Origin of the sequence: Kitasatospora sp. NPDC088346 (assembly GCF_044740765.1) — a bacterium.
Classification (GTDB): Bacteria; Actinomycetota; Actinomycetes; order Streptomycetales; family Streptomycetaceae; genus Kitasatospora.
Window position 1 is genome coordinate 128,928 of record NZ_JBIURH010000013.1, and the last position, 25,274, is coordinate 154,201.

23 protein-coding genes are annotated in these 25,274 nt (G+C 75.3%); 11 read left to right on the top strand and 12 right to left on the bottom strand.

Annotation, left to right across the window (positions count from 1 at the left end; genetic code table 11):
• The first annotated feature begins 128 nt into the window (after positions 1–128).
• Positions 129–2,240, top strand: a complete 2,112-nt coding sequence (locus ACIOFR_RS19505; protein ID WP_400998751.1) for an alpha-galactosidase — start codon at positions 129–131, stop codon at positions 2,238–2,240.
• Positions 2,241–2,391: 151 nt separating this feature from the next.
• Here the strand turns inward: ACIOFR_RS19505 and ACIOFR_RS19510 are convergent, their stop codons facing one another.
• From ACIOFR_RS19510 to ACIOFR_RS19520, 3 genes are all read right to left on the bottom strand, one after another.
• Positions 2,392–3,114 (bottom strand): ribonuclease H, encoded by a 723-nt coding sequence (locus ACIOFR_RS19510; RefSeq protein ID WP_400998753.1) that lies wholly within the window; start codon positions 3,112–3,114, stop codon positions 2,392–2,394.
• A gap of 88 nt (positions 3,115–3,202) precedes the next feature.
• The gene (locus ACIOFR_RS19515) at positions 3,203–4,123 is read right to left on the bottom strand and encodes a MurR/RpiR family transcriptional regulator (protein WP_400998756.1); all 921 of its coding nucleotides are present in this window, start codon (positions 4,121–4,123) and stop codon (positions 3,203–3,205) included.
• Positions 4,124–4,265: 142 nt separating this feature from the next.
• Positions 4,266–4,673 (bottom strand): hypothetical protein, encoded by a 408-nt coding sequence (locus ACIOFR_RS19520; protein WP_400998758.1) that lies wholly within the window; start codon positions 4,671–4,673, stop codon positions 4,266–4,268.
• A 396-nt stretch (positions 4,674–5,069) separates the two neighbouring features.
• Between ACIOFR_RS19520 and ACIOFR_RS19525 the strand changes: the two genes are divergently transcribed.
• Together ACIOFR_RS19525 and ACIOFR_RS19530 are read left to right on the top strand one after the other, a co-directional pair.
• On the top strand, positions 5,070–5,891 hold the full coding sequence (locus ACIOFR_RS19525; protein WP_400998761.1) for a serine hydrolase: 822 nt from the start codon (positions 5,070–5,072) through the stop codon (positions 5,889–5,891).
• Between the two features lie 54 nt (positions 5,892–5,945).
• Entirely contained in the window at positions 5,946–6,437 is a 492-nt protein-coding gene (locus tag ACIOFR_RS19530; protein WP_400998764.1) for a GNAT family N-acetyltransferase, read from the top strand.
• A 31-nt stretch (positions 6,438–6,468) separates the two neighbouring features.
• Here ACIOFR_RS19530 and ACIOFR_RS19535 read toward each other — a convergent pair whose 3' ends face one another.
• Positions 6,469–7,113: a TetR/AcrR family transcriptional regulator gene (locus tag ACIOFR_RS19535; protein WP_400998767.1), complete on the bottom strand. Its 645-nt coding sequence runs from the start codon at positions 7,111–7,113 to the stop codon at positions 6,469–6,471.
• Between the two features lie 102 nt (positions 7,114–7,215).
• Here ACIOFR_RS19535 and ACIOFR_RS19540 point away from each other — a divergent pair, with 102 nt between their 5' ends.
• Entirely contained in the window at positions 7,216–8,253 is a 1,038-nt protein-coding gene (locus ACIOFR_RS19540; RefSeq protein ID WP_400998770.1) for an aldo/keto reductase, read from the top strand.
• A 49-nt stretch (positions 8,254–8,302) separates the two neighbouring features.
• Here ACIOFR_RS19540 and ACIOFR_RS19545 read toward each other — a convergent pair whose 3' ends face one another.
• On the bottom strand, positions 8,303–9,139 hold the full coding sequence (locus tag ACIOFR_RS19545; RefSeq protein ID WP_400998773.1) for an adenosylcobinamide amidohydrolase: 837 nt from the start codon (positions 9,137–9,139) through the stop codon (positions 8,303–8,305).
• A 169-nt stretch (positions 9,140–9,308) separates the two neighbouring features.
• On the opposite strand from ACIOFR_RS19545, the gene ACIOFR_RS19550 reads away from it, so the two are divergent.
• Positions 9,309–10,160, top strand: a complete 852-nt coding sequence (locus ACIOFR_RS19550; protein WP_400998776.1) for a class II glutamine amidotransferase — start codon at positions 9,309–9,311, stop codon at positions 10,158–10,160.
• 48 nt (positions 10,161–10,208) lie between these two features.
• On the opposite strand, the gene ACIOFR_RS19555 is transcribed toward ACIOFR_RS19550, so the two are convergent.
• Positions 10,209–10,505 carry a YciI family protein gene (locus ACIOFR_RS19555; protein WP_400998778.1) on the bottom strand — a complete coding sequence of 99 codons (297 nt, stop codon included), beginning with the start codon at positions 10,503–10,505 and terminating at the stop codon, positions 10,209–10,211.
• 227 nt (positions 10,506–10,732) lie between these two features.
• Here ACIOFR_RS19555 and ACIOFR_RS19560 point away from each other — a divergent pair, with 227 nt between their 5' ends.
• A complete protein-coding gene (locus ACIOFR_RS19560) occupies positions 10,733–11,182 on the top strand; it encodes a PGPGW domain-containing protein (RefSeq protein WP_400998781.1) in 450 nt (149 codons plus the stop codon).
• 58 nt (positions 11,183–11,240) lie between these two features.
• Here the strand turns inward: ACIOFR_RS19560 and ACIOFR_RS19565 are convergent, their stop codons facing one another.
• Both ACIOFR_RS19565 and ACIOFR_RS19570 read right to left on the bottom strand, forming a co-directional pair.
• Complete coding sequence (locus ACIOFR_RS19565) at positions 11,241–12,386, bottom strand: FAD-dependent oxidoreductase (RefSeq protein ID WP_400998784.1); 1,146 nt, start codon at positions 12,384–12,386, stop codon at positions 11,241–11,243.
• Positions 12,383–13,114 (bottom strand): TetR/AcrR family transcriptional regulator, encoded by a 732-nt coding sequence (locus tag ACIOFR_RS19570; protein ID WP_400998786.1) that lies wholly within the window; start codon positions 13,112–13,114, stop codon positions 12,383–12,385. Before ACIOFR_RS19570 ends, ACIOFR_RS19565 begins: the two co-directional genes overlap by 4 nt.
• Before the next feature lie 240 nt (positions 13,115–13,354).
• Between ACIOFR_RS19570 and ACIOFR_RS19575 the strand changes: the two genes are divergently transcribed.
• The 4 genes from ACIOFR_RS19575 to ACIOFR_RS19590 all read left to right on the top strand — a co-directional run bounded on the left by ACIOFR_RS19575 (position 13,355) and on the right by ACIOFR_RS19590 (position 17,900).
• Entirely contained in the window at positions 13,355–13,810 is a 456-nt protein-coding gene (locus tag ACIOFR_RS19575) for a hypothetical protein (RefSeq protein ID WP_400998789.1), read from the top strand.
• Positions 13,811–14,001: 191 nt separating this feature from the next.
• Positions 14,002–14,427 (top strand): hypothetical protein, encoded by a 426-nt coding sequence (locus ACIOFR_RS19580; protein ID WP_400998791.1) that lies wholly within the window; start codon positions 14,002–14,004, stop codon positions 14,425–14,427.
• Positions 14,428–14,587: 160 nt separating this feature from the next.
• Positions 14,588–15,316, top strand: a complete 729-nt coding sequence (locus ACIOFR_RS19585; RefSeq protein ID WP_400998793.1) for a DUF2306 domain-containing protein — start codon at positions 14,588–14,590, stop codon at positions 15,314–15,316.
• A 145-nt stretch (positions 15,317–15,461) separates the two neighbouring features.
• A complete protein-coding gene (locus tag ACIOFR_RS19590) occupies positions 15,462–17,900 on the top strand; it encodes a SpoIIE family protein phosphatase (protein WP_400998796.1) in 2,439 nt (812 codons plus the stop codon).
• 48 nt (positions 17,901–17,948) lie between these two features.
• Here the strand turns inward: ACIOFR_RS19590 and ACIOFR_RS19595 are convergent, their stop codons facing one another.
• Complete coding sequence (locus ACIOFR_RS19595) at positions 17,949–21,323, bottom strand: pyruvate carboxylase (protein ID WP_400998798.1); 3,375 nt, start codon at positions 21,321–21,323, stop codon at positions 17,949–17,951.
• A gap of 397 nt (positions 21,324–21,720) precedes the next feature.
• Between ACIOFR_RS19595 and ACIOFR_RS19600 the strand changes: the two genes are divergently transcribed.
• Entirely contained in the window at positions 21,721–22,233 is a 513-nt protein-coding gene (locus tag ACIOFR_RS19600; RefSeq protein ID WP_400998800.1) for a histidine kinase, read from the top strand.
• 64 nt (positions 22,234–22,297) lie between these two features.
• Here the strand turns inward: ACIOFR_RS19600 and ACIOFR_RS19605 are convergent, their stop codons facing one another.
• From ACIOFR_RS19605 to ACIOFR_RS19615, 3 genes are all read right to left on the bottom strand, one after another.
• Positions 22,298–23,236, bottom strand: coding sequence for a polysaccharide deacetylase family protein (locus ACIOFR_RS19605; protein ID WP_400998802.1), 939 nt, complete (start codon positions 23,234–23,236; stop codon positions 22,298–22,300).
• A 114-nt stretch (positions 23,237–23,350) separates the two neighbouring features.
• Entirely contained in the window at positions 23,351–23,932 is a 582-nt protein-coding gene (locus ACIOFR_RS19610; protein ID WP_400998805.1) for a DM13 domain-containing protein, read from the bottom strand.
• Between the two features lie 97 nt (positions 23,933–24,029).
• Positions 24,030–25,178 (bottom strand): PP2C family protein-serine/threonine phosphatase, encoded by a 1,149-nt coding sequence (locus tag ACIOFR_RS19615; RefSeq protein WP_400998807.1) that lies wholly within the window; start codon positions 25,176–25,178, stop codon positions 24,030–24,032.
• Between the last annotated feature and the right edge of the window lie 96 nt (positions 25,179–25,274).

A 25,274-nucleotide genomic window follows, 5' to 3' on the forward strand; every position in this document is an offset into this window, starting at 1 on the left:
CACGGTCGCCCGCCAGGCCGGTCCCCGCCCGGGTCCACCGGCCTGTCCCCCGCCCCGGGCCCACCGTCGACGCCTGTTGGTTTCTGTTCGGACCTCGGTCTTCCCCCACGTCCTTCGGAGTCGCCCCCATGACCGCCCCGCACCGAAGAATCCGCCGCCTGCCGAGCGCCCTGCTGACGCTGGCGCTGGCCGCCTCCGGGCTCACCGTCACCACCGGCGCGGCCGTCCTCGCCACGGCCGCCCCGGCCGCCGCGCTCGGCAACGGAACCGCCCTGACGCCCCCGATGGGCTGGAACTCCTGGAACAGCCTCGGCACCCAGGTCAACCAGGAACAGGTCGTGCAGACCATCGACTTCATGGCCGCCAACGGCCTGGTCGCGGCCGGCTACGACACCGTCACCATCGACGACGGCTGGTCCCTGATGCACCGCACCGGCCAGAGCACCGACCTGGTGCGGCACCCGGACGGCTCGATGCAGCTCTACGACGCGAACGGCAACCCGGTCAGCGGCACGGACGGCACGGGCCTCGACCCGACCACCGGCCACCTCATCCCGGACCCGCGCAACTTCCCGTCCCGCACGGTCGACGGGCAGACCGTGAACGGCATCGAGTACCTGGCCCGGTACGCCCACGCCAAGGGCATGAAGTTCGGCCTCTACGGCACCGACACCTACACCACCTGCCAGGGCCACCCCGGCAGCCTCGGCCACGAGAGCACGGACGCCGCCGACTTCGTCGCCTGGGGCGTCGACTACGTCAAGTACGACGACTGCCCCTACGGCCCGCAGATCATCGGCCCGGACGGGCACAACTACTACACCCAGGGCGAGGGCAAGGAGCTCACCCGGTCGATGTACGCGCGGGTGCAGACCTTCCAGCGGGCCCTGGACGCCGCGTCCGCCGCCCAGGGCCGGCCCCGGGTGGCCCTGAGCGTGTCCGCGCAGCCGGTCCACTCCGGTGTGCCGTACCTGCTCGCGGCCGACGACCCGGCGCGCACCGACCCGGTGATCCTGGCCGCCCACACCCCCGCCTTCCAGGCGCCGGGGTACGCCCCCACCGGTGTGTGGTGCGGGCAGGTCGCCAACCTGTGCCGGATCGGTGGCGACCGCGACAGCGAGATCGACGGCGTCCTGTACAACGGCCAGCTGCGGACGGCGCTGGAGTACCCGGGCAACGTGCGCCCGGGCAGCTGGAACGACATGGACATGATGTTCACCGGCTGGAAGTACGCCTACGCGCTGTGGGGCACGCCCGCCGACACCTGCGTCTGCCACAAGCCGTTCACCGACGACGAGTCCCGCACCGAGATGTCGGTGCTGTCGATGATGGCCTCACCGCTCATCTCGGGCGCCGACCTGCGCACCGCCGCGCAGACGGTGCAGCACCGGGACGGCTACACCTGGTCGACCGGCATCGACGCGTCGAGCCTCGCCGTGTACAAGAACCGCGACGTCATCGCGATCGACCAGGACCCGCTCGCCCAGCCGGCCACCCTGGTCGGCAACCCGCCGAACAGCGCCACCGCCCCGGTCGTCCTCAAGCGCCGGCTGGCAGGCGGCGACACCGCCGTCCTGCTGGTCAACCAGGACGGGGGCGCCGCCCGGACGGTCGGCACCAGCCTGGCGGCGGTCGGCGCGAGCGGCCCCGGCTACTCGGCCAAGGAGCTGTGGACCGGCACGAGCGCCAACGTCACCGCCGCCGGCGGCGGCACCATCAGCGCCCAGCTGCCCCCGCACGGCGTCGCCCTGTACCGGCTGTCGCCGCTGCCCGCCACCATCCCGGCCACGGTCGTCGACGACGGCCGCTACCACGCCCTGGCGGCCGGCGGCACCGGCGGCCAGGTGCTGGAGGTCGAGGGCACCTGCAGTTCCCCGGTGGGCGCCGGTGCGGACGTCAACACCTGGTGGCCGACCCACACCTCGGAGATGTGGACCTTCACCACCAACCCGGACGGCACCGTCCGGATCAGCGACAACTGCTCCACCGGCACCCATGCGCACACCGTGCTCGCGGCCGGCACCTCACCGGGCGACAGCGCCTACCTGCTCGACCACTCGCCCGGCAACCCGTGGCAGGAGTGGCGGGTCCTCCAGAACACCGCGACCGGCGCCCTGGTCATCACCAACGTCGCGACCGGCCTGGTGCTGGACACCGCCGGCCCGGCCGCCGGGTCCCGGGCGGTGACCAACACCGCGAACGGAGCCGCTCCGGGCCAGTCCTGGACCCCGGTGTCCTGACCCCCCGACCTCCGGCCCCCGACCTCCTGCCCCCGACCTCCTGACCCCCCTGACCCACGACGCGCCGACGGTCTCCCCGGGAGCCCGGACCGCCCGGTCCGGGCTCCCGGCACGTCCGGGCTCGGCGCGTCCGGTCCCCTCGACGGGCGGGTCAGCTCCCGGTGTCCGCGCACTCCGGGTGTCCCCAGCCCTCGCCGACCTTGGTGATCCGGTCGCCCTTGCCGTACGGGCGCGAGCACGGGCAGGTACCGGGGAACCGCGCCGACAGCAGCGGCCGGCGACCGCCGGAGCGGGCGGCCGTGGCGGAGCCGGTGGCACCCGCGGCCGCCGCGGGCTTCCGGGCGGTCCGGGAGGGCCGGGTACTGCGGGAGGCGGTGGCGCTCACCGGGTCCGGCACCGGGAGGTCGGCCGCGGTGCCGCCGGCGGCCTGCTGGGTGCGGGCGGCGTCGCTGGCGGCCTTGTCCGCGACGGCGTTCAACGGATCGCCGTTCACCTGGTGCGCGGGCACGTAGACGAAGCTGACGTCACGGCCCTCCAGCAGGGCGTCGATGCGCTGGATCAGCTCGCGGTTGGCCACCGGCTTGCCGCCGGCCGTCTTCCAGCCGTTGCGCTTCCAGCCGGCCAGCCAGGTGGTGACGGCGTCGCGGGTGTAGGTGCTGTCGAGCCGCACCTCCAGCGGGACGTCCCGGTCGGTCGCCGCCAGCAGCTGCTCCAGGGCGGTCAGTTCACCGATGTTGTTGGTGCTGTGCCCGAGCGGGCCGGCCTGCCAGCGCTGCGGCGCCCCGGCGCCGTCCGCGACCACGAAGGCCCAGGCCGCCGGGCCCGGGTTGCCCTTGGCCGCTCCGTCACATGCTGCGATCACTCGTTCCACCATGAACTCGATGATCGCAGGCTCCCGGGGTGCGGAGCACACCGCCCGAGTCCGCCGGTCTCCGCGGCCGCCCGTCCGCGGCCCGCCCCGGTCACTCGTCGGGGAGGAAGAAGGCGTGCCGGTCGGCCACCTGCTCGTACGCCTCCAACCGCGCCTGGGTGCGCTCGGGCAGGGCGTCGGCCATCGACTGCAGGATGGTCGCGGTGAGCACGCTCGGTGCGGCGTAGGAGTCGAAGACCAGACGGGAGCCGGTGCCCGCACTGAGGACGATGTCGGCGGTGTGGGCGAGCGGGCCGAGCGGCAGGTCGGTGATCAGGGCGACCTTCAGGCCGGTCTCCTTGGCCGCCCGGAGCGCGGAGAGGGTCTCGTTGGAGTAACGGGGCATCGCGAAGGCCATGGCCCACGTCCCGCCCGCCTCCTTGACCTGGAGCAGCGCGTCGTAGGCGACACTGCCGCCGCTGGTGATCAGCCGCACGTCGGGGTGGATGCGCTTGGCCGCGTACGCGAAGTACTCGGCCATCGAGACGGAGATCCGGACGCCCAGCACCGCCATGGGCACCGAGTGCGCCAGGTTCCGGCCGACCTCGATCACCGGGGCCGGGTCGCCGAGCAGCTGCCGCAGGCCCTCCAGGTTGGCGATCTCCGCGTCCACGGCCGCCTGCAGCTCGTTGCGGCGGATCTCCTGCGGGTCGTCCGGGATCGCGGCGACCGCGCTCAGGGCGATCGGGTGCAGGGCCTCCCGCAGTGCGGGGAAGCCGCTGAAGCCGAGGGCGGCGGCGAACCGCGTCACCGACGGCTGGCTCACCCCGACGCGTTCCGCGAGGTCGGTGATCGACAGGAACGCGGCCTCGGTGATGTGGTCGAGCAGGTACTGGGCGATGCGCCGCTGGGCGGGCGAGAGTCTGTGTCCGTCGAAGATGGCGAGCAGGCGTGCGGTCGGTGCCGCTTCCACCGGGGGCTGCGCCTGGCGCGCCCGGGTCGGCGTGGTGGCTGTCCGCCGCCAGTTCTCCACGATCCACCTCTCCGTCGGGCCCCCTCGCGGGCCGCTGCGTACGAGGGTAAGCGGGCCCGGTACCGCGGACCGCCCCCGGGCGGGGATCTGGCGCCGGGGCCCACCGGTCGGCGCAGCGGGCCGGTGCAGCGGGCGGGCGCAGCTACCAGGTCGTGCGGGGCAGGCCCGAGCCGTTCATCAGGGCGCGGGTGACCAGCCGGACACTGCGGGCGGTGTCGTGCAGGACGCCGAGCTCGGTGGCGTACAGGCGGATGGTCTGCTCGATGACCTGGTCGGACATCCCCATCGCCCGGAGGTCGACGCGGGCGGTGTGCAGGCCCACCTTCAGGGCGCGCTGCTCGTGCTGGAGCTGGAGCTGCACGTGCCGGGCGAGGACGGTGTACTGGCCCGTCATCGTCCCGTACGAGGAGTAGCGGGCCGGGAGGAGGTCGCGCAGCCAGCGCGCGGCGCTGCGCTCCCAGCCCGGGGTGCCGAACGGGCTGATCTGGCCTGGCCAGTCGGGGCCCCGGTAGATCGAGGCCCACGCTGTCGTCGGAGTGGTCAGGGGCATGATCGCCACCTTCTCGTCGGGGTCGGCGCAGGCCGGGCGCCTGGCGCCACACGGTACGGCCGCGCGTGCCCCGCCAATATGCACATATTCTCACACGAAGGCAATAGGTATGAATCCATTCATACCCTCATCGGAATACGCCGCCGCCGGTCCTGGGCGTGCGGCACGGGCCGGCCCCGGGGCCGACTCGGGGCGGGGCCGGGACGCGCCCGGAACGGGCCGGGGAACCCGGAGCGGCCGGCCCGGGGCGTACGGAAGTGTTCACCGGCGCGGAGCCCGGCGTACGCGCTCCGATGGCCGGATGATGCTGCCATGCGCTGCGCATGCGCCCTGCTGTCCCGCCCCGGGCGGTGGCTGACTGGGCATCTGCCACGATCAAGGAGCGGGGGCGACGCGGTGCCGAACGAGATGGCGGCCGTCCAGGACGGGCCCCGGCCCGCCCCGGCGGGCCGCAGCACGCTGTCCGTGCACGTCGGCCCGCTGGCCGGCGGTCCGGCGCGGACCCTGCGGCCCAACGCGCCGCACCTGGCCGCGAGCACCATGAAGGTGGCGGTCCTCGCGGCCCTGCACCGCAGCGGCCTGGACCTCGACGCCCCCGTGCCGGTGCACAACTCGTTCGTCTCCGCCGTCTACGGCCCGCGCTTCGGCGTCTCCCGGGAGGAGGACAGCGATCCCGAGCCATGGCAGGCGCTGGGGACGGAGCGGACGCTCCGGTGGCTGGCCGGCCGTATGATCGTCCACTCCTCGAACCTCGCCACCAACCTCTGCCTCGCCCACGTCGGTCCGGCCGCCGTCGCGGAGGTCTGGCGGCTGGCGCGGGCCCGGCACAGCGTCACGGGCCGCGGCATCGAGGACCTCGGCGCCCGCGCCGCCGGCGTGGTCAACCTGGTGACGGCCGCCGACCTGGCCCGGCTGCTGCGACGGCTGCCGCAGGAACTGCTCGACCTGCTCGCCGCGAACGCGCACCGGGTGGACCTCGCCGCCGGCCTGCCGCCCGGGACCAGGATCGCCTTCAAGAACGGCTGGCTCCCCGGCGTCCGGCACAGCGGCGGGATCGTCTACCCGCCGGACGCGCCGCCCTACGGCATCGTGGTCTGCTACTCGGGGCCGCTCGCCTCCGGCCACGCGGTGGACGACCCGGCCGCCCGGCTGCTGGCCCGGATCTCGGCCGGATACTGGTCCAGACGCCACGAGTTGGGCACCCCGGCCGGGCGCTGAGCCGCGCCGGAATCCACGGGCGGGGCGCCGCCGCCGTCCGGTACGCTCCCGCGCATGATCAGGTTGGAGCGGCTCCGGGCCGGCCACGCCGCCGCCCTGCTGGCCTTCGAGACGGAGAACCGCGCGTACTTCGCACGGTCCGTGCCCGACCGCGGCAACGCGTACTTCACCGGCTTCGCCGCCCGCCACCACGAGCTGCTCACCGAACAGGACGCCGGGCTGCACCACTTCCACCTCGTGGTCGACCAGGAGGGGGCGCTGCTGGGCCGCGTCAACCTGGTCGACGTCGACGCGGGAGCCGCCGAGCTCGGCTACCGGATCGGCGAACGGGCCGCCGGCCGGGGCGTCGCGACGTCCGCCGTCGCCGAGGTGTGCCGGCTCGCGTCCACGGCCTACCGGCTGCGCGCGCTGCGGGCGGTCACCACCCGCGACAACGCGGCGTCCATGGCCGTGCTCGCCCGCAACGGCTTCACCGCCGTCGAGGACATCACGCTGACCGGCCGGCCCGGCGTCCGCTACCACCGCGGCCTCGACACCGGGCGCTGACCGCACCCCGCCCCGGGGCTCGGGCGGGCCGTCAGGCGCCCTCGGGCCGGTCCGACGGCCCGGCCCGGCGAAGGTACGCGCCGGCGCGGGCCGCGGCGACGGCCGCCCCGGCCGCGCGGTCGGCGGCGGACTCGTCGAGGGGGTCGCCGCTGGCGAGCAGGCGGTAGTAGAGCGGGGCGGAGACCGCGCGGACCACCTCGTCGGGGTCGGTGCCCTCGGGCAGCTCGCCGCGCCCGACGGCCTGCGTCACGCACGGCGCCCACTCGGTGATCCGGGCCCGGTAGAAGCGGTGCAGGGCCTCGGCGGTGTCGGGGTCGCAGCTCGCCGCGGCGATCACCGCCCGGAACAGCGGCCCCTGGCGGGCGTCGGTCAGCGTCCGCTGCACCAGGCGGGCGTTGGCCCGCAGGTCCTCCAGCAGCGAGCCGGTCTCGGTGCGCGGCTGGGACTGCTCGGCCATGTCGTCGAGGAGGTCGGCGACCAGGGCGGTGACCGTCCCCCAGCGGCGGTAGACGGTGGTCCGGCCGACCTCCGCGCGGCGCGCGACGTCACCGAGGTCCAGGCCGGCGAAGCCGTGTTCGGCGAGCGCGTCGCCCGCGGCCCGCAGCACCGCCGCCCGGACCCGCGCGGTGCGTCCGCCGGGACGGACCGTTCCCGGTTCCGTACTCTCCACCGCCATAACGGGATCCTCGTTCCATTAGGTGTCGACGTCTGTTAGGTTGAGGACATCTTAACGGAACTGCCGACCCGTTAGTGGTCGGCGGCGGCAAGGGGGACCACCATGGAATTCCGTCAACTGGGCACGTCCGGGCTCAAGGTCCCCGCGCTGAGCTTCGGCGCGGGCACCTTCGGCGGCAGCGGCCCGCTGTTCGGCGCCTGGGGCGCCACCGACGCCCGGGAGGCCCGCCGCCTGGTGGACGTCTGCCTGGAGGCCGGCGTCAGCCTGTTCGACACCGCCGACGTCTACTCCGGCGGCGCCTCGGAGGAGGTACTGGGCAGCGCCGTCAGGGGCCGCCGCGACCAGGTGCTGATCTCCACCAAGGCCGGCCTGCCCACCGGCGACGGCCCCCAGGAGGCCGGCACCTCGCGGGCGCGTCTGATCAGGGCCACCGAGGACGCGCTGCGCCGCCTGGACACCGACTACATCGACCTCTTCCAGCTGCACGCCTTCGACGCCTCGACACCGGTGGAAGAGGTGCTGGAGACCCTCCAGGACCTGGTCCGGGCCGGGAAGATCCGCTACACCGGAGTCTCCAACTTCGCCGGCTGGCAGCTGATGAAGTCCCTCGCGGCCGCCGAGAAGTACGGCCGACCGCGCTACGCGGCGCACCAGGTGTACTACTCGCTGGTCGGCCGGGACTACGAATGGGACCTGATGCCGCTCGGTCTCGACCAGGGTGTCGGCGCCCTGGTCTGGAGCCCGCTCGGCTGGGGACGGCTGACCGGGAAGCTCCGCCGCGGTGCCCCGCTGCCGGCCGGCAGCCGCCTGCACCGGACCGCCGACTACGGTCCGCCGGTCGAGGACGAGCAGCTCTTCCGGGTCCTCGACGCGCTGGCGGAGATCGCCGGGGAGACCGGCCGGACGGTCCCCCAGATCGCGATCAACTGGCTGCTGCGGCGCCCGACCGTCTCCTCCGTCATCATCGGGGCCCGCAACGAGGAACAGCTGCGGCAGAACCTCGGCGCCGTCGGCTGGAGCCTGACGCCCGACCAGGTCGCCCGGCTGGACGCGGCGAGCGGGCGCACCGCGCCCTACCCGCACTTCCCCTACCGACGGCAGGAGGGCTTCGCGCGCCTCAACCCCCCGATCGCGGGGTGAACGGTCGGCGGCCGCGGCCCATGCCCGGGACCCGTCCCCGCGGGGCCGCTCAGGCGAGCTCGAAGATCCCCGCGCACTCCGGCGTGGCCACCGGATGCTCCGGCGCGGGCCCGGCCGCGCGGCGCGCACGGTCGCCCTCGGCGCCCTTCCGCACCGCCAGGTGCACCGCGCGGGCGACCCTGGCACCCCACGACGACCGCGGCCCGCCGAAGAGTTCGACCGCACCGTCCGCACCGCCGGGGCCCGCACCGGGCCGGCGGACCGCCACGCACACCGCGTCCGAGGGCGTCCCCGAGCAGTCGTACCCGGCGTCCAGCAGCGCCTGCACCTTGGCCTCGGTCGCCGTGGCCAGGAGGTTCACCAGGCCCGCGTCGGCGACCGGCACCGGCGCCACCACGAGGATGTTGATGGTGCCGACCGCGGGTGCGGTCCCGGCCGCCGCCGGTGCGGCCGCCCAGGTCGGTACACCGATCCCGGTCGTCACCAGCGCCGTCGCCCCGCCGTCGGCGGCCCAGGTGAAGTCGTCGACCGGCGCTGCGGTCATCAGCCCCGCACCGGGGCCGGTCAGGCCCTGCGCCCCGGCCAGCTCGGCCAGGTGGCGATCCGGATCCATCCGACCGTACCCGGGCCTGACCTGGGCGTTGACCACCCACTCCCGCGCACCGAGGCCGCCACCGAGCACCGCGCTGCTGAGCATCCGCCAGCCCGGTCCGGCCCGCCAGACCAGCAGGTGGCGGCAGGCCCCGTCCTCCGGCCGGCAGGCACGCTCGACGACCACCGGGAAGGACGGGGAGGACGGGGAGGGCGGGGCGAGCGGGGAGGGCGGGGCGAGCGGGCCGGCCGGGCCGGTGGCGGGGAGGGTGACGGGCTGGGGCAGGGTCGACATGTCGGGGAGCCTAGGCCCCAGGTCCTTCCCGTCCGGACCGGGCCTCAGCGCCGTACCGGGACCGGCCGGTCGCCGAACGGGACCGACGGCGCGGCCCGGCCTACCGTGGAGAGGAGCGGTTCGACAGATCCTGGACGCCGGGTGCCCGCTCGCGAGGACGGTGAGACGCATGTGCCGATGGCTGGCCTACTCGGGATCCTCGATCATGTTGGAGGAGCTGCTCTACAAGCCCGCCCACTCCCTGATCGACCAGAGCCTGCACGCGCGGATGGGGGTGGAGACGACCAACGGCGACGGGTTCGGCGTCGGCTGGTACCCGGAGGACCGACACGGGCTCCGCGGCGTCGTGGAGCCCGCGGTCTTCCGCGACACCGGCCCCGCCTGGAGCGACCGCAACCTGCACGAGCTGGCGCACTGCGTGCGTTCCCCGCTGTTCTTCGCCCACATCCGAGCCTCGACCGGCACGGCCGTGCAGCAGACCAACTGCCATCCGTTCCGGTACGGCCACTGGCTGTGGATGCACAACGGCACGATCCACGGTTTCACCGAGCTCAAACGGGATCTGGCCCTGGCGGTGGACCCCTCGCTCTACCCCTCGATCGAGGGGTCCACCGACTCCGAGATGATGTTCCACCTCGCGCTCACCCTCGGCCTGCGCGAGGACGTCCCGGGTGCGGTCGCGCGCATGATCGGCCTGGTCGAGGCCACCGCGGAACGGCACGGGGTGCCCGACTCCGTCCAGATGACGCTGGCCGTCTCCGAGGGCGAGCGGCTCTGGGCGTTCCGCTACTCCACCGAACACCACTCGCGCTCGCTGTTCTTCAGCGGCGACGTCCACTCGCTGCGGGCGCTGCACCCGGAGAACGTCGCGCTGCGGCAGGCCTCGGACGACACCCGGGTGATCGTCTCCGAACCCATCGGCAACCTGCCGGACGCCTGGAACGAGGTCCCCGAGTCCACCTACGGCGTGGTGGAGGAGGGGAACGACTCGATGCACGCCCTGGTGCCCCAGCGCGCCTGACGGGCATCGCCCCGCCTCCCCCGGGCCGACCGGGTCCGCCGGACGTGTCTACTCGGCGGGCTGCCGGAAGTGCTCCAGTGCCGTGGCGGTCTTGGTCGCGACGAACTCGGTGACCGTGTACTCGGCCACCCCGGCGACGCTGAACGGGTCCGACCGGGTGATCTCCTCGATCGCCGCGCGGTCGTCCCCGACCGCCAGGATGACCACTCCGTCCAGCGGGACCTTCCGGCCGGAGGCGAGGAAGAGGCCCGACGCGTAGTGCGCGTCCATCCAGGAGGCGTGCTCCGGCTGGGCCGCCTCGATCCGCTCGACGGGGGCGATGTAGGTCAGCTCAAGTACGAACATGATCAGCAAACTAGTGTCCGGGCAGCACGCGGGGAGGTTGCCGCGCCCGGGCGGCCGTGTGAACCGGCGGAGCGTGCCCCGATCCGCGCGCACCGCTCGTCGATGCCCGCAGCCACCAGCGCGAGCCGACCCGGTTCCATCCGGTCCGGTCCGGTCCGGTTCGATCCGGCGGCTCCCCGCGCCGGAGGCCGAACCGCTCGCGTTGCGGGCCGCACTACGCTGGGCGGATGGGCGAGCAGCAGCAGGCGGGTGCCGAGGCGCCGGCGCGGGTGGACCACCCGGTCGCGCGGGTGGCGCTGGCCATCGGCGGGAGCGTCCTGGTCGTGGTCGGTGTGGTCCTGCTGGTGCTGCCGGGGCCGGGGCTGCTGCTGGTCCTGGCGGGTCTGATCCTGCTCTCCCGTGCGGTGCCGGCGCTGGCCCGCTACGTCGAGCCGGTGCGGGCGCGGGCGATGCAGGGCGCCGAGGCCAGTGTCGCGTCGCGGTGGCGGATCGCCGGTTCGGTGCTGGCCGGCCTCGGGCTGATCGGCGCGGGGGTGGTGTGGGGCCTGGTGCCCGGACTGCCGTTCGCCGGGTGGAGCACCGGCGCCAGCCTGGTCCTCTCCGGGATCGTCCTGCTCGCGCTGCTCGTCTGGAGCCATCGCCGGGTACGGAGCGCCGCGCACGACGCCACGCCGTGAGACCCGGGCCGCGGCGGACGGCAGGGTGGCGGCCGCGACCGACGGCGCCCCCACCCCACTACCCGGCGGGCTGCGGCCGGTGGCCGGTCATCAGTTCGGCGAGCCGGTGCGCCGCGTCCGGGCCGAAGCACAGGTCGAGGCCGTCGGCGGACTCGGCGGCGGACCGCTCGCTGCGCGGGAACATCGCCCGCTCGTAGGCGGTGAGCGCGGCCTCGGTGTCGCCGGGGTGGGCGGCGAGGGCGGTGGCGAGTTCGGCGCCGTCGAGCATGGCCAGGTTGGCGCCCTCACCGGCGAACGGGGACATCAGGTGGGCGGCGTCGCCGAGCAGGGTGACGCCGGGCCTGCGCTCCCAGCGGTGGCCGACCGGCAGGGCGTGGATCGGGCGGGCGACCAGCGTTCCGTCCGCGTCGGCGAGCAGCGCGCGCAGCCGCTCGTCCCAGCCCTCGAACCGTTCCAGGACGAAGGCCGCGGCGGCCCGGGTGTCGGTGAAGTCGGTGCCGTCGGCCCAGTTCGCGGGGACCCTGAGCGCGGCGTAGGAGTGCACGGTGCCGTCGCCTTCGAGGTGGGTGAGGAAGCCCTTCCCGTCGGCGAGCGCGAACATCATGCCGTGGCCGGTGAGTTCGGCGGTGGCGGGGTGGCGGGCGGCGGCGTCGCGCAGGTCGGACTCGACGAACGAGATGCCGCAGTACGCGGGGACGGCGGCGGAGAGCAGCGGGCGGATCCTCGACCAGGCGCCGTCGGCGCCGACCAGCAGGTCGGTGGTGAAGGTGGTGCCGTCGGCGAGGGTGACCCGGTGGCGGCCGTCGCCGAGGGGGTGCGCGGCGGTGACCCTGGCGCCCCAGCGGATCGTGCCGGCGGGCAGCGAGTCCAGCAGGATGCGGCGCAGGTCGTGGCGGTTCACCTCGGGCCGTTCGCCGGTCTGCGTGTCGTCGCGGAGCCGGAAGGTGCCGTCCCGGTCGACGATCCGCACGGCCTCGCCGCCGGGCCGGACGGCCGCGAGGAAGGCGTCGTGGAGGCCCGCGGCGCGCAGCGCGGCCTGGCCGGAGTCGGTGTGCAGGTCGAGCATGCCGCCCTGGTGGCGGGCGGTCGGTGAGGCGTCGAGGTCGAAGACGGCGGCCTCGGTCCCGTGCAGGTGCAGGACCCGGGCGAGGGTGAGGCCGCCGAGGCCTGCGCCGACGACGGCGATCGGGTGGTGGGTGGTCACGGGCACTCCTCAGGGGTGGGCGGTGCGGCCTGTGCGGGTGGGGCGTCCGGGTCGGGGGCGGCCAGCGCGCCGCTGATCAGCACCTGGAAGCCCCAGTCGAGGCGGGCCCGGCCGGTGCCGGACAGCAGCAGGGGGCCGAGGGCGGCGATCTGCGGGTGGCGGGGGCCGGTGGCGTCGCGGAGTGCGGCGGCGAGCGCGTCCCACTCGGCGCCGGCGTCCGCGGCCCGGCCGCGGGTGGCCTGTTCGGCCGCGGTGGCGGTCGCGTACTGGAGCAGCAGGTCGAGCGCCCAGGCCGCCCGGCCGGGCGGGACTCCGCCCTCGGCCAGCAGGGCGAGCACGGTCTCGACCAGGTCGAGGTAGTGCTCCCCGGACGGTCGGGCGACCAGCGCCGAGCGGGCCAGCGCGGGGTGTTCGAACAGCACCTCGACGTAGGAGCCGAGGACGCGGACGAGCCGGTCGCGCCAGCCGGCGGCTCCGGCGGGGGCGAGGTCGACGGTGCCGAGCAGGTCGTCGAGGACGGCCGCGTGCAGCTCGGCGGTGTTGCGGACGTAGACGTAGAGCGAGGCCGGGCCGGTGTCGAGTTGCTGCGCCAGGCGGCGCATGGTGACCCGGTCCAGTCCTTCGGCGCGCATCAGCTCGACCGCGGTGGCGATGATCACGGCCCGGCCGAGGGGCGGTTTGGCGGGGCGCTCGCGGCGGCTGCGGGGTCCGGGGGTCGGTGTGGTCATGCTCCGAGGGTAACGAACGGGTTCGTAACGAACAAGTTCGTTCGTCGCGCGGAGGGGCGGGCCCGCCGGGCCGGGTAGGTTGGGAGGCGGCAGCTGCGTCTGCCCGTTCCGAGCCAGGCCCGCCCGCACCCGCGGCGGCGGGCGGCGCGGACAAGGGTCCGTCGACTCACGCGAACACCGCAGACCGGTCTCCCCGTCCTCCTGCCGGGTTGCGTGGCCAAGCACCGGAGGAAGAAGCACATGACGACCAACCGCGTCCGCAAGGACGTGATCCGCGAGCGGATGGCGGCGACCGGCGAGTCCTACAACGTCGCCGCCCGCAGCCTGCAGCAGACCACCCCGAAGGCCGAGGTCGCCGCCGCCCTGGCGGTCCAGCGCTGGCGGCCGGCCGACAGCCCGGACGTCCCGTGCCCCTGCGGCGGGACGTGCGAGCCCGGGGACACCTGCACCCGCTGCCACGCGCTCCACCGCCACGTGGCCCGCGACCCCGGCAGCACGGTCGAGGTCGAGGTGTGGGAGGACCGTTACGACTGCCTCGGCTGCTCGGCCTCGTACCGGCTGACGGTCGTCCTGCCGGGCCGCCCGTGGGGCGTGGCCGAGCAGGTGCCGCAGGCCCGCGGCGGCGAGCCGGCCGTCCGGATCCGGGTGTTCCCCGGGGTGGTGCACCCCGGGCTCGGGGGGACGGCCGCCGGCTGACCCCGCGCCGCCTCCCCCGGCCGGCCGGCGCATGCGGCCGGCCGGCGGACGGAGGTCGGCCGGTCCGCGGGCGGGCAGCCGGTCGGAAACCCTTCGGTGGGGACCGTCATCCGTCCTGCGCCCTCCCGCGCATAGCGTCCCGTGGACGGCCGGTTCCCGGCCGGAGGACGGACGCACCGAGGAGAGACCGCATGGCCCTGCGCAAGTCGACCATCGTGAAGCAGGCGGCCGAGGCCGTCCGGCGGGACGATCCGGCCGACCGCCTGCTCGTCACCCTCACCGCCCTCCCCGGCGGCAGCCCCTGGCCGCACGCGCTGGTCGCCGGCAGCTTCGACGCCGAGCAGTACTTCCTCACCCTCACCGAGCGGTCCGTGCTGGTGCACGACATCGGCTTCCTCAACTACCGGCCGCGCACCCTGCTGCACCGGATCCCGCGGGCCGAGGCCGCCGACGGCTTCACCGACCTGCGCCGGCGCCCGCTGTGGAGCCACTTCCGGCTCCACCTCCCCGGGGACGCCGGCCCGACCCGGCTGAACGTCCGGCGGGCCTGGCGCCCGGAACTGGACCGGATGGCCGCCGCCCTCGCCTCCGAGCGGCCGGTGTCGGCCGCCCGCTGAGGACCGCGCCGGGGCCGGGGCCACGTACTCCGGTACGAGCCGGACCCTGGCTCCCCGGTATGACGACCCGGCGGCCGTCCCACCCCTACCCTCGCCGCGTCCAGTCGCGCGGTGCGCGACCAGCGCCGGGCACCGTCCCGGGCGAGCCGGAGTGGGGATCATGACGTCAGTCACCAACAGGTACCGAGCCGGGCACGGATCCGGCTCCGCGCCCCGGGGCAGCCGGACGGGCCGGCTCTGGGTGGGCTTCTCCTCGCTGGCGATCGCCGCCTTCACGGTCGGTCCGTACCTGACGGCGAGCCTCGCGCAGCTGGCCCGGGACGACGCCGGCCTGGCGAGCGCGTACAGCGGGCAGCCGCTGCCCGTACGGCTGGCGTTCTACGCGCACCTGGGGTTCGCCGGGCTGGCGCTGGTGCTCGGGCCGTGGCAGTTCTCGGCGCGGATCCGGGGCCGCCGGCCGGCTCTGCACCGGGTGCTCGGGCGCGTGTACCTGGTCTGCGTGGGCGTCGGCGCGGCCGCCGCGCTGGCCCTGGCACCGTTCAACTCCGCGGCGCTGGTGGGCTTCTTCGGCTTCGGCGCGCTCGCCGTGCTCTGGGCGTACACCGGGTGGCGGGCCTACCGGGCGATCCGCGGCCGCGACGTGCCGGGCCACCAGGCGTGGATGATCCGCAACTTCGCGCTGACGTACGCGGGGGTGACCCTCCGGCTCTGGGTGCCGGCGCTGATGGCCGTGCAGGTGCTGACCGGTTCGGCGGGCGACCGGTTCGCCACCGCGTACGCGGCCGTGCCGTTCCTGTGCTGGCTGCCCAACCTGGTGGTCGCGGAGCGGATCGTACGGCGGCGCGGGCTGCCCTCCTACCGGGTCGTCTCCGCGGCGCCCGCCCGCTGAGCGAGGTGCCGTCGGTCGCCGGCCGACCCGGGGCCGGCGGCCGGCCGTGACTCTCGGTGGCCGCCGGGCGGGGACTCCGGTCGCAACGGGGAGCGGCGCAAAAGATAATGGAGGGCACTGAGCCAGGTGGTGGGAAGGTTCGACGATGTCTGCTCCCCAGGAGGACCTCCCGGGCGCGCGACCTGCCCCCTTCGACCTGACCCCGCCGGCAACGGCCGTGCTGGACACGGAGGGTGTCGTCGTGGGCTGGACGGAGGGGGCCGAGGATCTGCTCGGCTACCCGGCGTCGGAGGTGCTCGGCACGCCGGTCGCCGCCCTGCTGGCCGAGCCGCTCGCCGGGAGCGGGGCCGACCGGCCGACCGGCGGGGCGCAGGCGGGGCTGGTCACGGTGAGGCACCGGGACGGACACCGACTGTCACTGGGGGTGCAGGCGTCCCGGGTGGCGGTCCCGGCCGGGGAGCAGCGCTGGCTGGTGTCGGCCGTCGACCTGGGGACCACGCCGTGGTGGGGGGTGAGCCGGTCGGTGCTGGAGCGGTTCCTCACCCGGTCCCCCTTCGGCATGGCCGTGGTGGGCACCGACCTCCGGTACATCTGGATCAACGAGACGCTGGAGCGGATGGCCGGGATCCCCCGGGAGCAGCGGGTGGGCCGGCGGATGGGCGAGGTGCTGCCGCTGCTGGACCCGGCCTCGGTGGAGGCGCAGATGCGCCGGGTGCTGGACACCGGCTTCCCGGTGCTGGACTTCGAGTACCACGGGCACACGCCGGCCGACCCGGGCCGGGAGCACGCCTACTCCACCTCGTTCTTCCGGCTGGACGACGCCGAGGGCCGGGTGATGGGCGTCTGCTCGATGGGCGTGGACGTCACCGAACGCTGGCGGACCCGGGAGCGGCTGGCGCTGCTGAGCGAGTCGGGCGGGCGGATCGGCAGCACGCTGGACATCCGGCGCACCGCCCAGGAGCTGGCCGACGTCGCGGTGCCCCGGCTGGCGGACTTCGTCTTCGTCGACCTGCTGGAGTCGGTCCTGGCGGGTGAGGAGCCGGCTCCGGTGCCGGCCTTCGGGAGTCCGCCGCTGCGGCGGGCGGCCCAGCGGTCGCTGCGGGAGGGGTGCCCGGAGGCGGTGGTGTCGGTCGGCGAGCTGTCCGGGTACCTGCCGTCCTCGCCGATCGTCCGCGGCCTGGTGGAGGGCCGGGCGATGCTGGAGCCGTCGCTGAACGCGGCCGGCCGGCCGTGGCTGGGCAACGACGTGCTGCGGGCGGAGTCGGTGCGGGCGTTCGGGCTGCGGTCGCTGATGGTGGTGCCGGTGCGGGCGCGCGGGGTGTCGCTCGGGGTGGCGGTCTTCGTCCGGCAGCAGCGCGAGGAGCCGTTCCACCACGAGGACCTGCGGCTGGCCGAGGAGTTCGTCTCCCGGGCGGCGGTGTGCCTGGACAACGCGCGCCGCTACACCCGGGAGCGGTCGGCGACGCTGGCCCTGCAGCACAGCCTGCTCCCGCACGAGCTGCCGGTGACCACCACGCTGGAGGTGGCCTCGCGGTACCTGCCGGCCCGCGGCCAGGACGGGGTGGGCGGCGACTGGTTCGACGTGATCGCGCTGTCCGGCGCGCGGACGGCGCTGGTGGTGGGCGACGTGGTGGGGCACGGGATGAACGCCGCCGCGACCATGGGCCGGCTGCGGACGGCGGTGCACACGCTGGCCAACATGGACCTGCCGCCGGACGAGCTGCTGGCCCGGCTGGACGACCTGGTGATCCGGCTGATCGAGGAGGAGACCCCGGAGGGCGGCGCCACCGCGACCTCGGTGCTGGGTGCGACCTGCCTCTACGCGGTGCACGACCCGATCACCCAGCGCTGCACGGTGGCCCGGGCGGGCCATCTGCCGCCCGCGGTGGTGACGCCGCAGGGGGAGGTCACCTTCCCGGTGCTGCCGGCCGGCCCGCCGCTCGGCCTGGGCTCGATGCCGTTCGAGGCGGCCGAGCTGGACCTCGCCCCGGGCAGCCTGCTGGTGCTGTTCACGGACGGCCTGTTCGAGTCCCGCGGCCGGGACCTGGACGCCAGCCTGGCGGTGCTGGCCGACGCGCTCGAAGGGCCCGACCGCTCCCCCGAGCAGGTCTGCGACACCGTGCTGGGCCGGCTGGGCTCCAACCCGCTCTCCGACGACCTGGCCCTGCTGGTCGCCCGCACCCATGCGCTGGGACCGGGCCAGGTGGTCTCCTGGGACCTGCGGGCGGATCCGGCGGTGGTCTCCGAGGCCCGCGCGCTGGTCTCCGGGACGCTCACCGCATGGGGGCTGGACGAGCTGCTGTTCACCACCGAGCTGATCGTCAGCGAGCTGGTGACCAACGCGATCCGCCACGCGGTCGGCCCGGTGCGGCTGCGCCTGATCCGGCAGTCCGCGCTGATCTGCGAGGTGTCCGACGGCAGCAGCACGTCGCCGCGGCTGCGCCATGCGCGGACCACCGACGAGGGCGGCCGCGGCATGTTCCTGGTGGCGCAGCTGACCCGCCGGTGGGGTACCCGGTACACCTCCACCGGCAAGATCATCTGGTCCGAGCAGACGCTCCCCGCGAGCCGACCGGCCCGCTGACCGCCGTGGCCGGGGCGTCCGGCCCCGCGCCCGGCCCCGCGCCCTGCGTCAGCGGACCACCAGCAGCAGGTCGCCGCCGTCGACCCCGGCCACCTCGGACACCGCGAGGCGCTCGACCGTGCCGGCCACCGGCGTGGTGATGGACGCCTCCATCTTCATCGCCTCGATGGTCGCGACCGTCTGGCCGGCCGAGACCTCGTCCCCGGGCCGGACGGTGGTGGTGACGACCCCGCTGAAGGGGGCGGCGACGTGCCGCGGGTTGGTGGCGTCGGCGCGTTCGCGTTCGGGCCGGCTGGCCTCGATCGAGCGGTCGCGGACCGAGACGGTGCGCGGCTGGCCGTTCAGCCGGCAGAACACCGTGCGGTGGCCGCGTTCGTCGGCCTCCCCGACGGCGTCCAGGCCGAGGTAGAGCGAGACGCCGGTGGAGAGTTCGGCGCAGATCTCGGTCTCCGGCTCCAGACCGTAGAGGAAGGCGCTGGTGGGCAGCACCGAGAGGTCGCCGTCCTCGTGCAGGGTGGTGCGGTACTCCCGGGACGGGCCGGGGAAGAGCAGGTCGTCCAGGGTGCGCCGGACGTCCTTGCCGGCCAGCGCGGCCTCCTGCTCCGCCGTCAGGACCACGGTGGGGGCGGGCGCGTCGCGGCCCGCGAGCGCCTTGCTGCGGAACGGCTCGGGCCAGCCGCCGGGCGGGGTGCCCAGCTCGCCGGACAGGAAGCCGATCACGCTCTCGGGGATGTCGAAGGAGCCCGGGTCGGCCTCGAAGGCGTCCGGGTCGGTGCCGACCGCGACCAGGTGCAGCGCGAGGTCCCCGACCACCTTGCTGGTGGGGGTGACCTTGATGATGCGTCCGAGGATCCGGTCGGCCGCGGCGTAGAGGCGCTCGATGTCCTCGAAGCGGTCGGCGAGGCCGAGCGCGGCGGCCTGCTGGCGGAGGTTGGAGAGCTGCCCGCCGGGGATCTCGTGCTGGTAGACCCGGCCGGTGGGCGCGGGCAGGCCGCTCTCGAAGGGCCGGTAGAGGGTGCGGACGGCGGCCCAGTACGGTTCGAGGTCGCCGAGCGCCGTCAGCGAGAGCCCGGTGGCCCGCTCGGTGTGGTCGGTGGCGGCGACCACCGCGGACAGCGCCGGCTGGCTGGTGGTGCCGGAGAGCGCGGCGCTGGCGCCGTCCACCGCGTCCACCCCGGCCTCGGCGGCGGCCAGGTAGGTGGCGAGCTGGCCGCCACCGGTGTCGTGGGTGTGCAGGTGGACGGGGAGGTCGAAGTTCTCCCGCAGTGCCCGGACGAGCCGCCGGGCGGCGGGCGGGCGCAGCAGGCCGGCCATGTCCTTGACGCACAGGACGTGCACCCCGGCGTGGACCAACTGCTCGGCGGTGCGCAGGTAGTGGTCGAGGGTGTAGAGCCGCTCGGCGGGGTCGGCCAGGTTCCCGGTGTAGCACAGGGTGCCCTCGGCGACGGCGCCGGTCTCCAGGACGGCGTCGATGGCCGGGCGCATCCGGTCGACGTCGTTCAGCGCGTCGAAGATCCGGAAGATGTCGATTCCGGTGGCGGCGGCCTCGTGCACGAAGGCCTGGGCGACCCGGTCCGGGTAGGGGGTGTAGCCGACGGTGTTGCGGCCGCGGAGCAGCATCTGCAGGCAGATGTTCGGGATCGCCTCGCGCAGTTCGGCGAGCCGCTGCCAGGGGTCCTCCTTGAGGAAGCGCAGCGCGACGTCGTAGGTCGCGCCGCCCCAGGCCTCGACTGACAGCAACTGCGGTGTCAGCCGGGCGACATGGGGTGCGACCTCGACGAGGTCGCGGGTCCGGACCCGGGTGGCGAGCAGTGACTGGTGGGCGTCCCGGAAGGTGGTGTCGGTGACGGCGAGGGCCTCGTCGGCGCGCAGCTGCGCGGCGAACCCTCCGGGCCCGAGGGCGAGCAGCCGTTGCCGGCTGCCGGGCTCGGCGGGGCGCTCCAGGTCGGTGGCGGGCAGGGCGGTGCGCGGGTCGGCGACGGCGGGCGCGCCGCCGAACGGCCGGTTGACCGTGACGTCGGCGAGGTAGGCCAGCAGCCGGGTGCCGCGGTCCGCTCCGCTCGGCGCGTCGAGCAGCTGCGGCCGGTCCTCGATGAAGGAGGTGGTGACGCGGCCGGCCCGGAAGTCCGGGTCCTTGAGGACGCCTTGCAGGAACGGGATGTTGGTGGCGACGCCGCGGATCCGGAACTCCGCCACGGCCCGCTGCGCGCGGGCCACCGCGGTGGCGAAGTCCCCTCCCCGGCAGGTGAGTTTGACCAGCAGCGAGTCGAAGTACGGGGTGATCTCGGCGCTGTTGTAGGTGCCGCCGTCGAGCCGGACGCCGGCGCCGCCGGGCGAGCGGTAGGCGGTGATCCGGCCGGTGTCGGGGCGGAAGTCGTGGGCCGGGTCCTCGGTGGTGATCCGGCACTGCAGGGCCGCACCGCTCAGCCGGACGCTCTCCTGGGCGAGGCCGAGGCCGGCGAGGGTCTCGCCGCCGGCGATCCGCAGCTGGGCCTGGACCAGGTCGACCGAGGTGACCTCCTCGGTGACGGTGTGTTCGACCTGGATCCGCGGGTTCATCTCGATGAAGACGTAGCGGCCGCGCTCGTCCAGCAGGAACTCCACGGTGCCGGCGCCCCGGTAGCCGATCGCGCGGCCGAAGCGGACGGCGTCGGCGCAGATCCGCTCGCGCAGCCCGGGGTCGAGGCCGGGCGCCGGGGCGATCTCGACCACCTTCTGGTGGCGGCGCTGGACCGAGCAGTCCCGCTCGAAGAGGTGGATGACCTCCCCGGTGGCGTCGGCGAGCAGCTGCACCTCGATGTGGCGGGGCCGGACGACGGCCTCCTCCAGGAAGACCGTGGCGTCACCGAAGGCGGAGGCGGCCTCGCGCATGGCGGCGTCGATGGCGGCGGGCAGCGCCGCGGGGTCGTCGACCCGGCGCAGGCCCCGGCCGCCGCCGCCCGCGGCGGCCTTGACGAAGAGCGGGAAGCCGATCTCCTCGGCGGCGGCGACCAGCGCGGCGGGGTCGTCCTGCGGGGCGACCGTCCGCAGCACCGGCAGCCCGGCCGCACGGGCCGCCGCCAGCGCGCGGACCTTGTTGCCGGCCAGGCTGAGCACCTCGGCGGGCGGGCCGACGAAGGTCAGGCCCTCCCGGGCGCAGGCCTGGGCGAGTTCGGGGTTCTCGGAGAGGAAGCCGTAGCCGGGGTAGACGGCGTCCGCGCCGCAGCGCAGCGCGGTCGCGACGATGCCCTCCACGTCGAGGTAGCTGCGCAGCGGGTGGCCGGGGGTGCCGATCAGGTAGCCCTCGTCGGCCTTCTGCCGGTGCAGCGAGTGCCGGTCCTCGTGCGGGTAGACGGCCACCGAGCGGATGCCCAGTTCGTTGGCCGCGCGGAACGCCCGGATGGCGATCTCGCCCCGGTTCGCCACGAGGACCTTGCGGATCATGGTGGATCTCCTTGTGCGGCTCGGGTGGTGCCGGGTGGTGCAGCCGTGGTGTCGGCCGGAGGCGGGGAAACGGGGTGCGGGCCCGCGGGGAGGGTGCGCCGGTCGGCGGAGCCCAGTTCCACGGTGAACGTCCGGGCGCAGTCCAGCACCTCGGCGCGGGGCGCCGCAAGGGTGCCGTGCGCCGGTCGGTCAGGTCGGCGCGGCCCGGGGGCCGGGGACGGCGGGGGGTCGTGGGCCATCGCGCCGGCTGGTCCGGGCGGGTGGTCCGGTGGCCCCGGACGGGGTGCGGGGCCCGTTCTGCCCCGGCCTCCCCCGCCGGGTGGCCGGGCGGGCCTACGGTGGCGGGAGAGTCCGCGCCGCACCGTCGAGAGGCAGCACGATGCAGGAGATCCACAGCATGTTGTTCGTGACCTTCGAGGACACCGACCACGCCCGGCAGGCGTACCGGGAGATGCGCGAGCTGCACGGCGTGCGCCAGGCCGCGGTGATGGAGCGGACGGCCGACGGCCTGCTGGACGTCCCGGAGAGCTGGGTGCGCGGGGCCGGTACGGCGACGGTCCTCAGCGGGGTGGTCGGCGGGCTGGTCGGGCTGATCGGCGGCCCGATCGGGGTGTTCCTCGGGTGGGGCGCGGGCACCGCGCTCGGCGGCGGCGCCGAGTACAAGCGGTTCAACGACGCGGCCGAGGGCCTGATGGTCTTCAGCCGCAAGCTCGACGACAGCACCAGCATGCTGATCGTCGACCTGACCGAGGCCTCTCCCGGGCCCGCCGACGCGATCGCGGCCCGCCACGGCGGCCGGCTGGTCCGGCGCCCCGCGGAGGAGGTGGACGCCGAGGTCCGCGCGGCGCAGGACGCGGCACAGGAGTCGCTGCGCGCGGACGAGGAGGCCGGGCACGACGGGCATCGGTAAGTGCCGGGGCGTGCCCTGCACCGGACGGCCCGTCAGCACCGGACGGCCCGTCAGCCCCGACCGCTCACCAGGCGACGTCGGAGAGCCGGACGAACCGCTGTCCGGCGCCGAGCAGCTCCGGCAGGGCGGCCGCCACCCCGCGCGCCGTCCCGCCGGCCGGGTGGTTCATGTGGGCGAGGACGATCGACCCCGGTTCGGCGGCCGCGACGGTGCGGCGGACCTGGTCGGCGGTGAAGGTGGCGCCCGCGTCGCCGTTGACCGTGAAGCCCGCGATCCGCGCGCCCAGCGCGGTCACCACCTGCGCGGCGACGTCGTCGTAGTAGGCGGTGCCGGAGCGGAAGAAGGCCGGCGGGCGGCCGAGCAGCCGGGTGAGCCCCTCCTGGTTGCCCGCCACCTCGTCGAAGGCCTCCCCGATGTCCCCGGTGCCGCGGATCCCGTACGCGGACCAGCCGTCCACCGACAGCGGCCGGTGCTGGGTGCCGTGGTTGCCGATCTCGAACAGCGGGTCGGCCGCGAGCTCCTGGAAGGTGTCGGGATTCGCCCCGATCCAGCGGGAGTTGAGGAAGAGCGTGGCGGGCACCCGGCGGGCGCGCAGCTCGTCGATCAGCGCCTCGTCGTAGCCGCTGCCGCCCGGTCCGCCGCAGGCGTCGAAGGTCAGCGCGATCGCCTGCTCCGCGGCGGGCAGGCTGCTGACGGCGCCCGGCGGTTCGAAGCCCCAGCTGCTCGGGGCCGTGCCCGACAGCCGTGCGACCAGGTCCGCCCGGGTGGGTGCGGCCGCCGGTACGGCGCGTGCCGCCGGCTCGGGGGTGACGGCCGGGCCCGGCGCATCCGATGCGGCGGAGGACGGTGCGGCGGAGGACGGTGCGGCGGACGCCGGAGGGGCGGACGCCGGGGCCGGTTCGGTCCGCACCGACGGGCCGGCCGAGGAACGCCGCGAGATCCCGCACCCCGTCACCGCACTGCCGGCCAGGGCCGCGAGCACCACCCGGCGAGCCAACGACATCCGAACCTCCAGGGCCGAGGGAAGAGCCGACGGACCACCGTAGGCACGGGCCGTCGGGGCCCGCCTCGGGCGCACGTCCGTTCGGGTTCTGGTGCCCCGTCCCCGGAGGGCGGCTCAGCCGGCCTGCGGGACCAGGTCGGCCGCGCCGAAGCCGACCGAGAAGCGGTGGCACCAGATCACCGCGCTGCGGTAGCCGCCGAGGTCGGTGCCGGGCGGCACGGTGTAGTTCTGGTTGCCGACGTTGCCCTTGAGCCGGCCGAGCTCCAGGGCGCCGTCCCCGAGGGTGTCGAGCCGGGACTCGGCGGCCGGCCGGGTGGAGAGGTAGACCCGCACGTCGGGGCCCTCGGAGGTGCGCAGGTTCTCCAGGCGCAGCACGGTGCTGCCGTCGCCCGGCCGCACCAGCCGGGCCGTTCCGCTGGTGGGGTGCTCTCCCGACACGAAGCTGCCGCCGACCGGGACGGCGACCGGCGTTCCCGGCGCGGCCGGGCCCGGCCCGGCGGTCGGCGGCACGTTCGCGGCGGACGCCGGCGCGCTCACGGCCGCGGTCGGCAGCGCCTCGTCGACGGTCGTGGTGGTCAGGGCCCGCCACGGCTGGAACAGGTAGAGCCCGAGCCCGGCGGCCGCCAGCGCGAGTGCCAGGAGGGCGGCGGACGTCCGGCGCGGAAGGCGGCGGAGCAGCGGGACGCGGTCGGACATCGGGGCCTCCGGGGTACGGCTTCGGGTGACGGGTGCTCACGGGTCAACGCCGGGCCCGGCGGCCCCGGTGCCCGTCCGCCCGGGTCGTAAGAGTCCGTTAAGAAGCCGTGCCCGGACCGGTCTCCGGCAGCCGCACGATCGCGACCATGGCCGCGTCGTCGCCCAGCCGCCCACCGGTGTGGCGGGCGAGGTCCTGGCAGAGCAGGCGCAGCAGTTCCTCCGGGTCGTGGGCGGGCCAGGCCGGCAGGCGCTCGGCGAGCGGGTAGAACTCCCCGGCGTCGTTGCGGGCCTCGATCACGCCGTCGGTGTAGAGCAGCAGGGTGCCGCCGACCGGGAAGTCGAAGGAGGCGCCGCCCAGGCCCGGCACGGCCAGCCCGGCGAGGCCGAGCGGCGGGGCCGGCTCCCGGGCCTCCAGCGGGACGACCCGGCCGTCGTCCAGCAGCAGCGGCGGCGGGTGTCCGCAGTCGACCAGGTGCAGGACCGGGCTGCGGTCGGGGATGTCCACCACGACCGCTGTGGTGAAGGACTCCTGACGGTCCGACAGGTCGGACAGGGCCGGCAGGCCGTCCTCGGACCCGTCCGGGTCGCCGGCCACCGTGCCGTCCAGGAAGTCGACCAGGGCGGGCAGTTCGACCCGCCGGTGGGCGGCGGCCCGGAACGCGCCGAGGACGAGGGCGGCGTCACCGATCGCGCCGAGGCCCTTGCCGCGGACGTCGCCGACGATGAAGCGCGTCCCCGGGCCGGAGCGCACCGCGGCGTACAGGTCCCCGCCGATCTGGGCCTCGGCCTCGGCGGCGACGTAGACGGAGGCGATCCGCAGCGGTCCCAGCCGGTGCGGGATGGGCCGCAGCACCACCTCCTGGGCGGCCTCGGCCACCGAGCGCAGCCGGGTGATCTCCTGTTCGTGCTGTTCGCGCAGGTAGGCGAAGAGGGTGACCAGGGCGGAGATCAGTACCAGGGCCGTGGTCTGCACGGTGTGGTTGAGGTCCATCACCGTGGTGCGGGTGGCGGCGACGACGATCTGGGCGAGCACGGCGAGCGCGCCGACCAGGCCGGTGGTGCGGGGGCCGGCGAACGACGCGGTGACGGCCGGTGCGGCGACCAGGAACGGTCCGAGGTGGACCTCCGGCGGGGCGAGGACGTCGCCGATCGTGACCAGGACGATCAGGGCGAGCGGGATGAGCAGCAGCGCCCGCCCGGCGCCGCCGGGCCGGCGGAGCGCCTCGGCCCGTCCGCGGATGTCCATCCTCCGATCCTCCCAGGGATCCCGGGCCCCGGCCCGGTCCGGCGCGGGCGCGGGCGTGGGCGCGGTGACGCCGCGCCGGACGTCCGCCGGAGCCGC

Bases quoted from the DNA above. Each gene is read 5' to 3' on its own strand.
- ACIOFR_RS19585 (WP_400998793.1), top strand. From the start codon at position 14,588: ATGACGTCAGTCACCAACAGGTACCGAGCCGGGCACGGATCCGGCTCC.
- ACIOFR_RS19555 (WP_400998778.1), bottom strand. From the start codon at position 10,505: ATGTTCGTACTTGAGCTGACCTACATCGCCCCCGTCGAGCGGATCGAG.
- ACIOFR_RS19510 (WP_400998753.1), bottom strand. From the start codon at position 3,114: ATGGTGGAACGAGTGATCGCAGCATGTGACGGAGCGGCCAAGGGCAAC.
- ACIOFR_RS19615 (WP_400998807.1), bottom strand. From the start codon at position 25,178: ATGGACATCCGCGGACGGGCCGAGGCGCTCCGCCGGCCCGGCGGCGCC.
- ACIOFR_RS19575 (WP_400998789.1), top strand. From the start codon at position 13,355: ATGACGACCAACCGCGTCCGCAAGGACGTGATCCGCGAGCGGATGGCG.
- ACIOFR_RS19530 (WP_400998764.1), top strand. From the start codon at position 5,946: ATGATCAGGTTGGAGCGGCTCCGGGCCGGCCACGCCGCCGCCCTGCTG.
- ACIOFR_RS19570 (WP_400998786.1), bottom strand. From the start codon at position 13,114: ATGACCACACCGACCCCCGGACCCCGCAGCCGCCGCGAGCGCCCCGCC.
- ACIOFR_RS19600 (WP_400998800.1), top strand. From the start codon at position 21,721: ATGTTGTTCGTGACCTTCGAGGACACCGACCACGCCCGGCAGGCGTAC.
- ACIOFR_RS19560 (WP_400998781.1), top strand. From the start codon at position 10,733: ATGGGCGAGCAGCAGCAGGCGGGTGCCGAGGCGCCGGCGCGGGTGGAC.
- ACIOFR_RS19605 (WP_400998802.1), bottom strand. From the start codon at position 23,236: ATGTCGTTGGCTCGCCGGGTGGTGCTCGCGGCCCTGGCCGGCAGTGCG.
- ACIOFR_RS19550 (WP_400998776.1), top strand. From the start codon at position 9,309: ATGTGCCGATGGCTGGCCTACTCGGGATCCTCGATCATGTTGGAGGAG.
- ACIOFR_RS19610 (WP_400998805.1), bottom strand. From the start codon at position 23,932: ATGTCCGACCGCGTCCCGCTGCTCCGCCGCCTTCCGCGCCGGACGTCC.
- ACIOFR_RS19520 (WP_400998758.1), bottom strand. From the start codon at position 4,673: ATGCCCCTGACCACTCCGACGACAGCGTGGGCCTCGATCTACCGGGGC.
- ACIOFR_RS19505 (WP_400998751.1), top strand. From the start codon at position 129: ATGACCGCCCCGCACCGAAGAATCCGCCGCCTGCCGAGCGCCCTGCTG.
- ACIOFR_RS19580 (WP_400998791.1), top strand. From the start codon at position 14,002: ATGGCCCTGCGCAAGTCGACCATCGTGAAGCAGGCGGCCGAGGCCGTC.
- ACIOFR_RS19545 (WP_400998773.1), bottom strand. From the start codon at position 9,139: ATGTCGACCCTGCCCCAGCCCGTCACCCTCCCCGCCACCGGCCCGGCC.
- ACIOFR_RS19540 (WP_400998770.1), top strand. From the start codon at position 7,216: ATGGAATTCCGTCAACTGGGCACGTCCGGGCTCAAGGTCCCCGCGCTG.
- ACIOFR_RS19535 (WP_400998767.1), bottom strand. From the start codon at position 7,113: ATGGCGGTGGAGAGTACGGAACCGGGAACGGTCCGTCCCGGCGGACGC.
- ACIOFR_RS19590 (WP_400998796.1), top strand. From the start codon at position 15,462: ATGTCTGCTCCCCAGGAGGACCTCCCGGGCGCGCGACCTGCCCCCTTC.
- ACIOFR_RS19595 (WP_400998798.1), bottom strand. From the start codon at position 21,323: ATGATCCGCAAGGTCCTCGTGGCGAACCGGGGCGAGATCGCCATCCGG.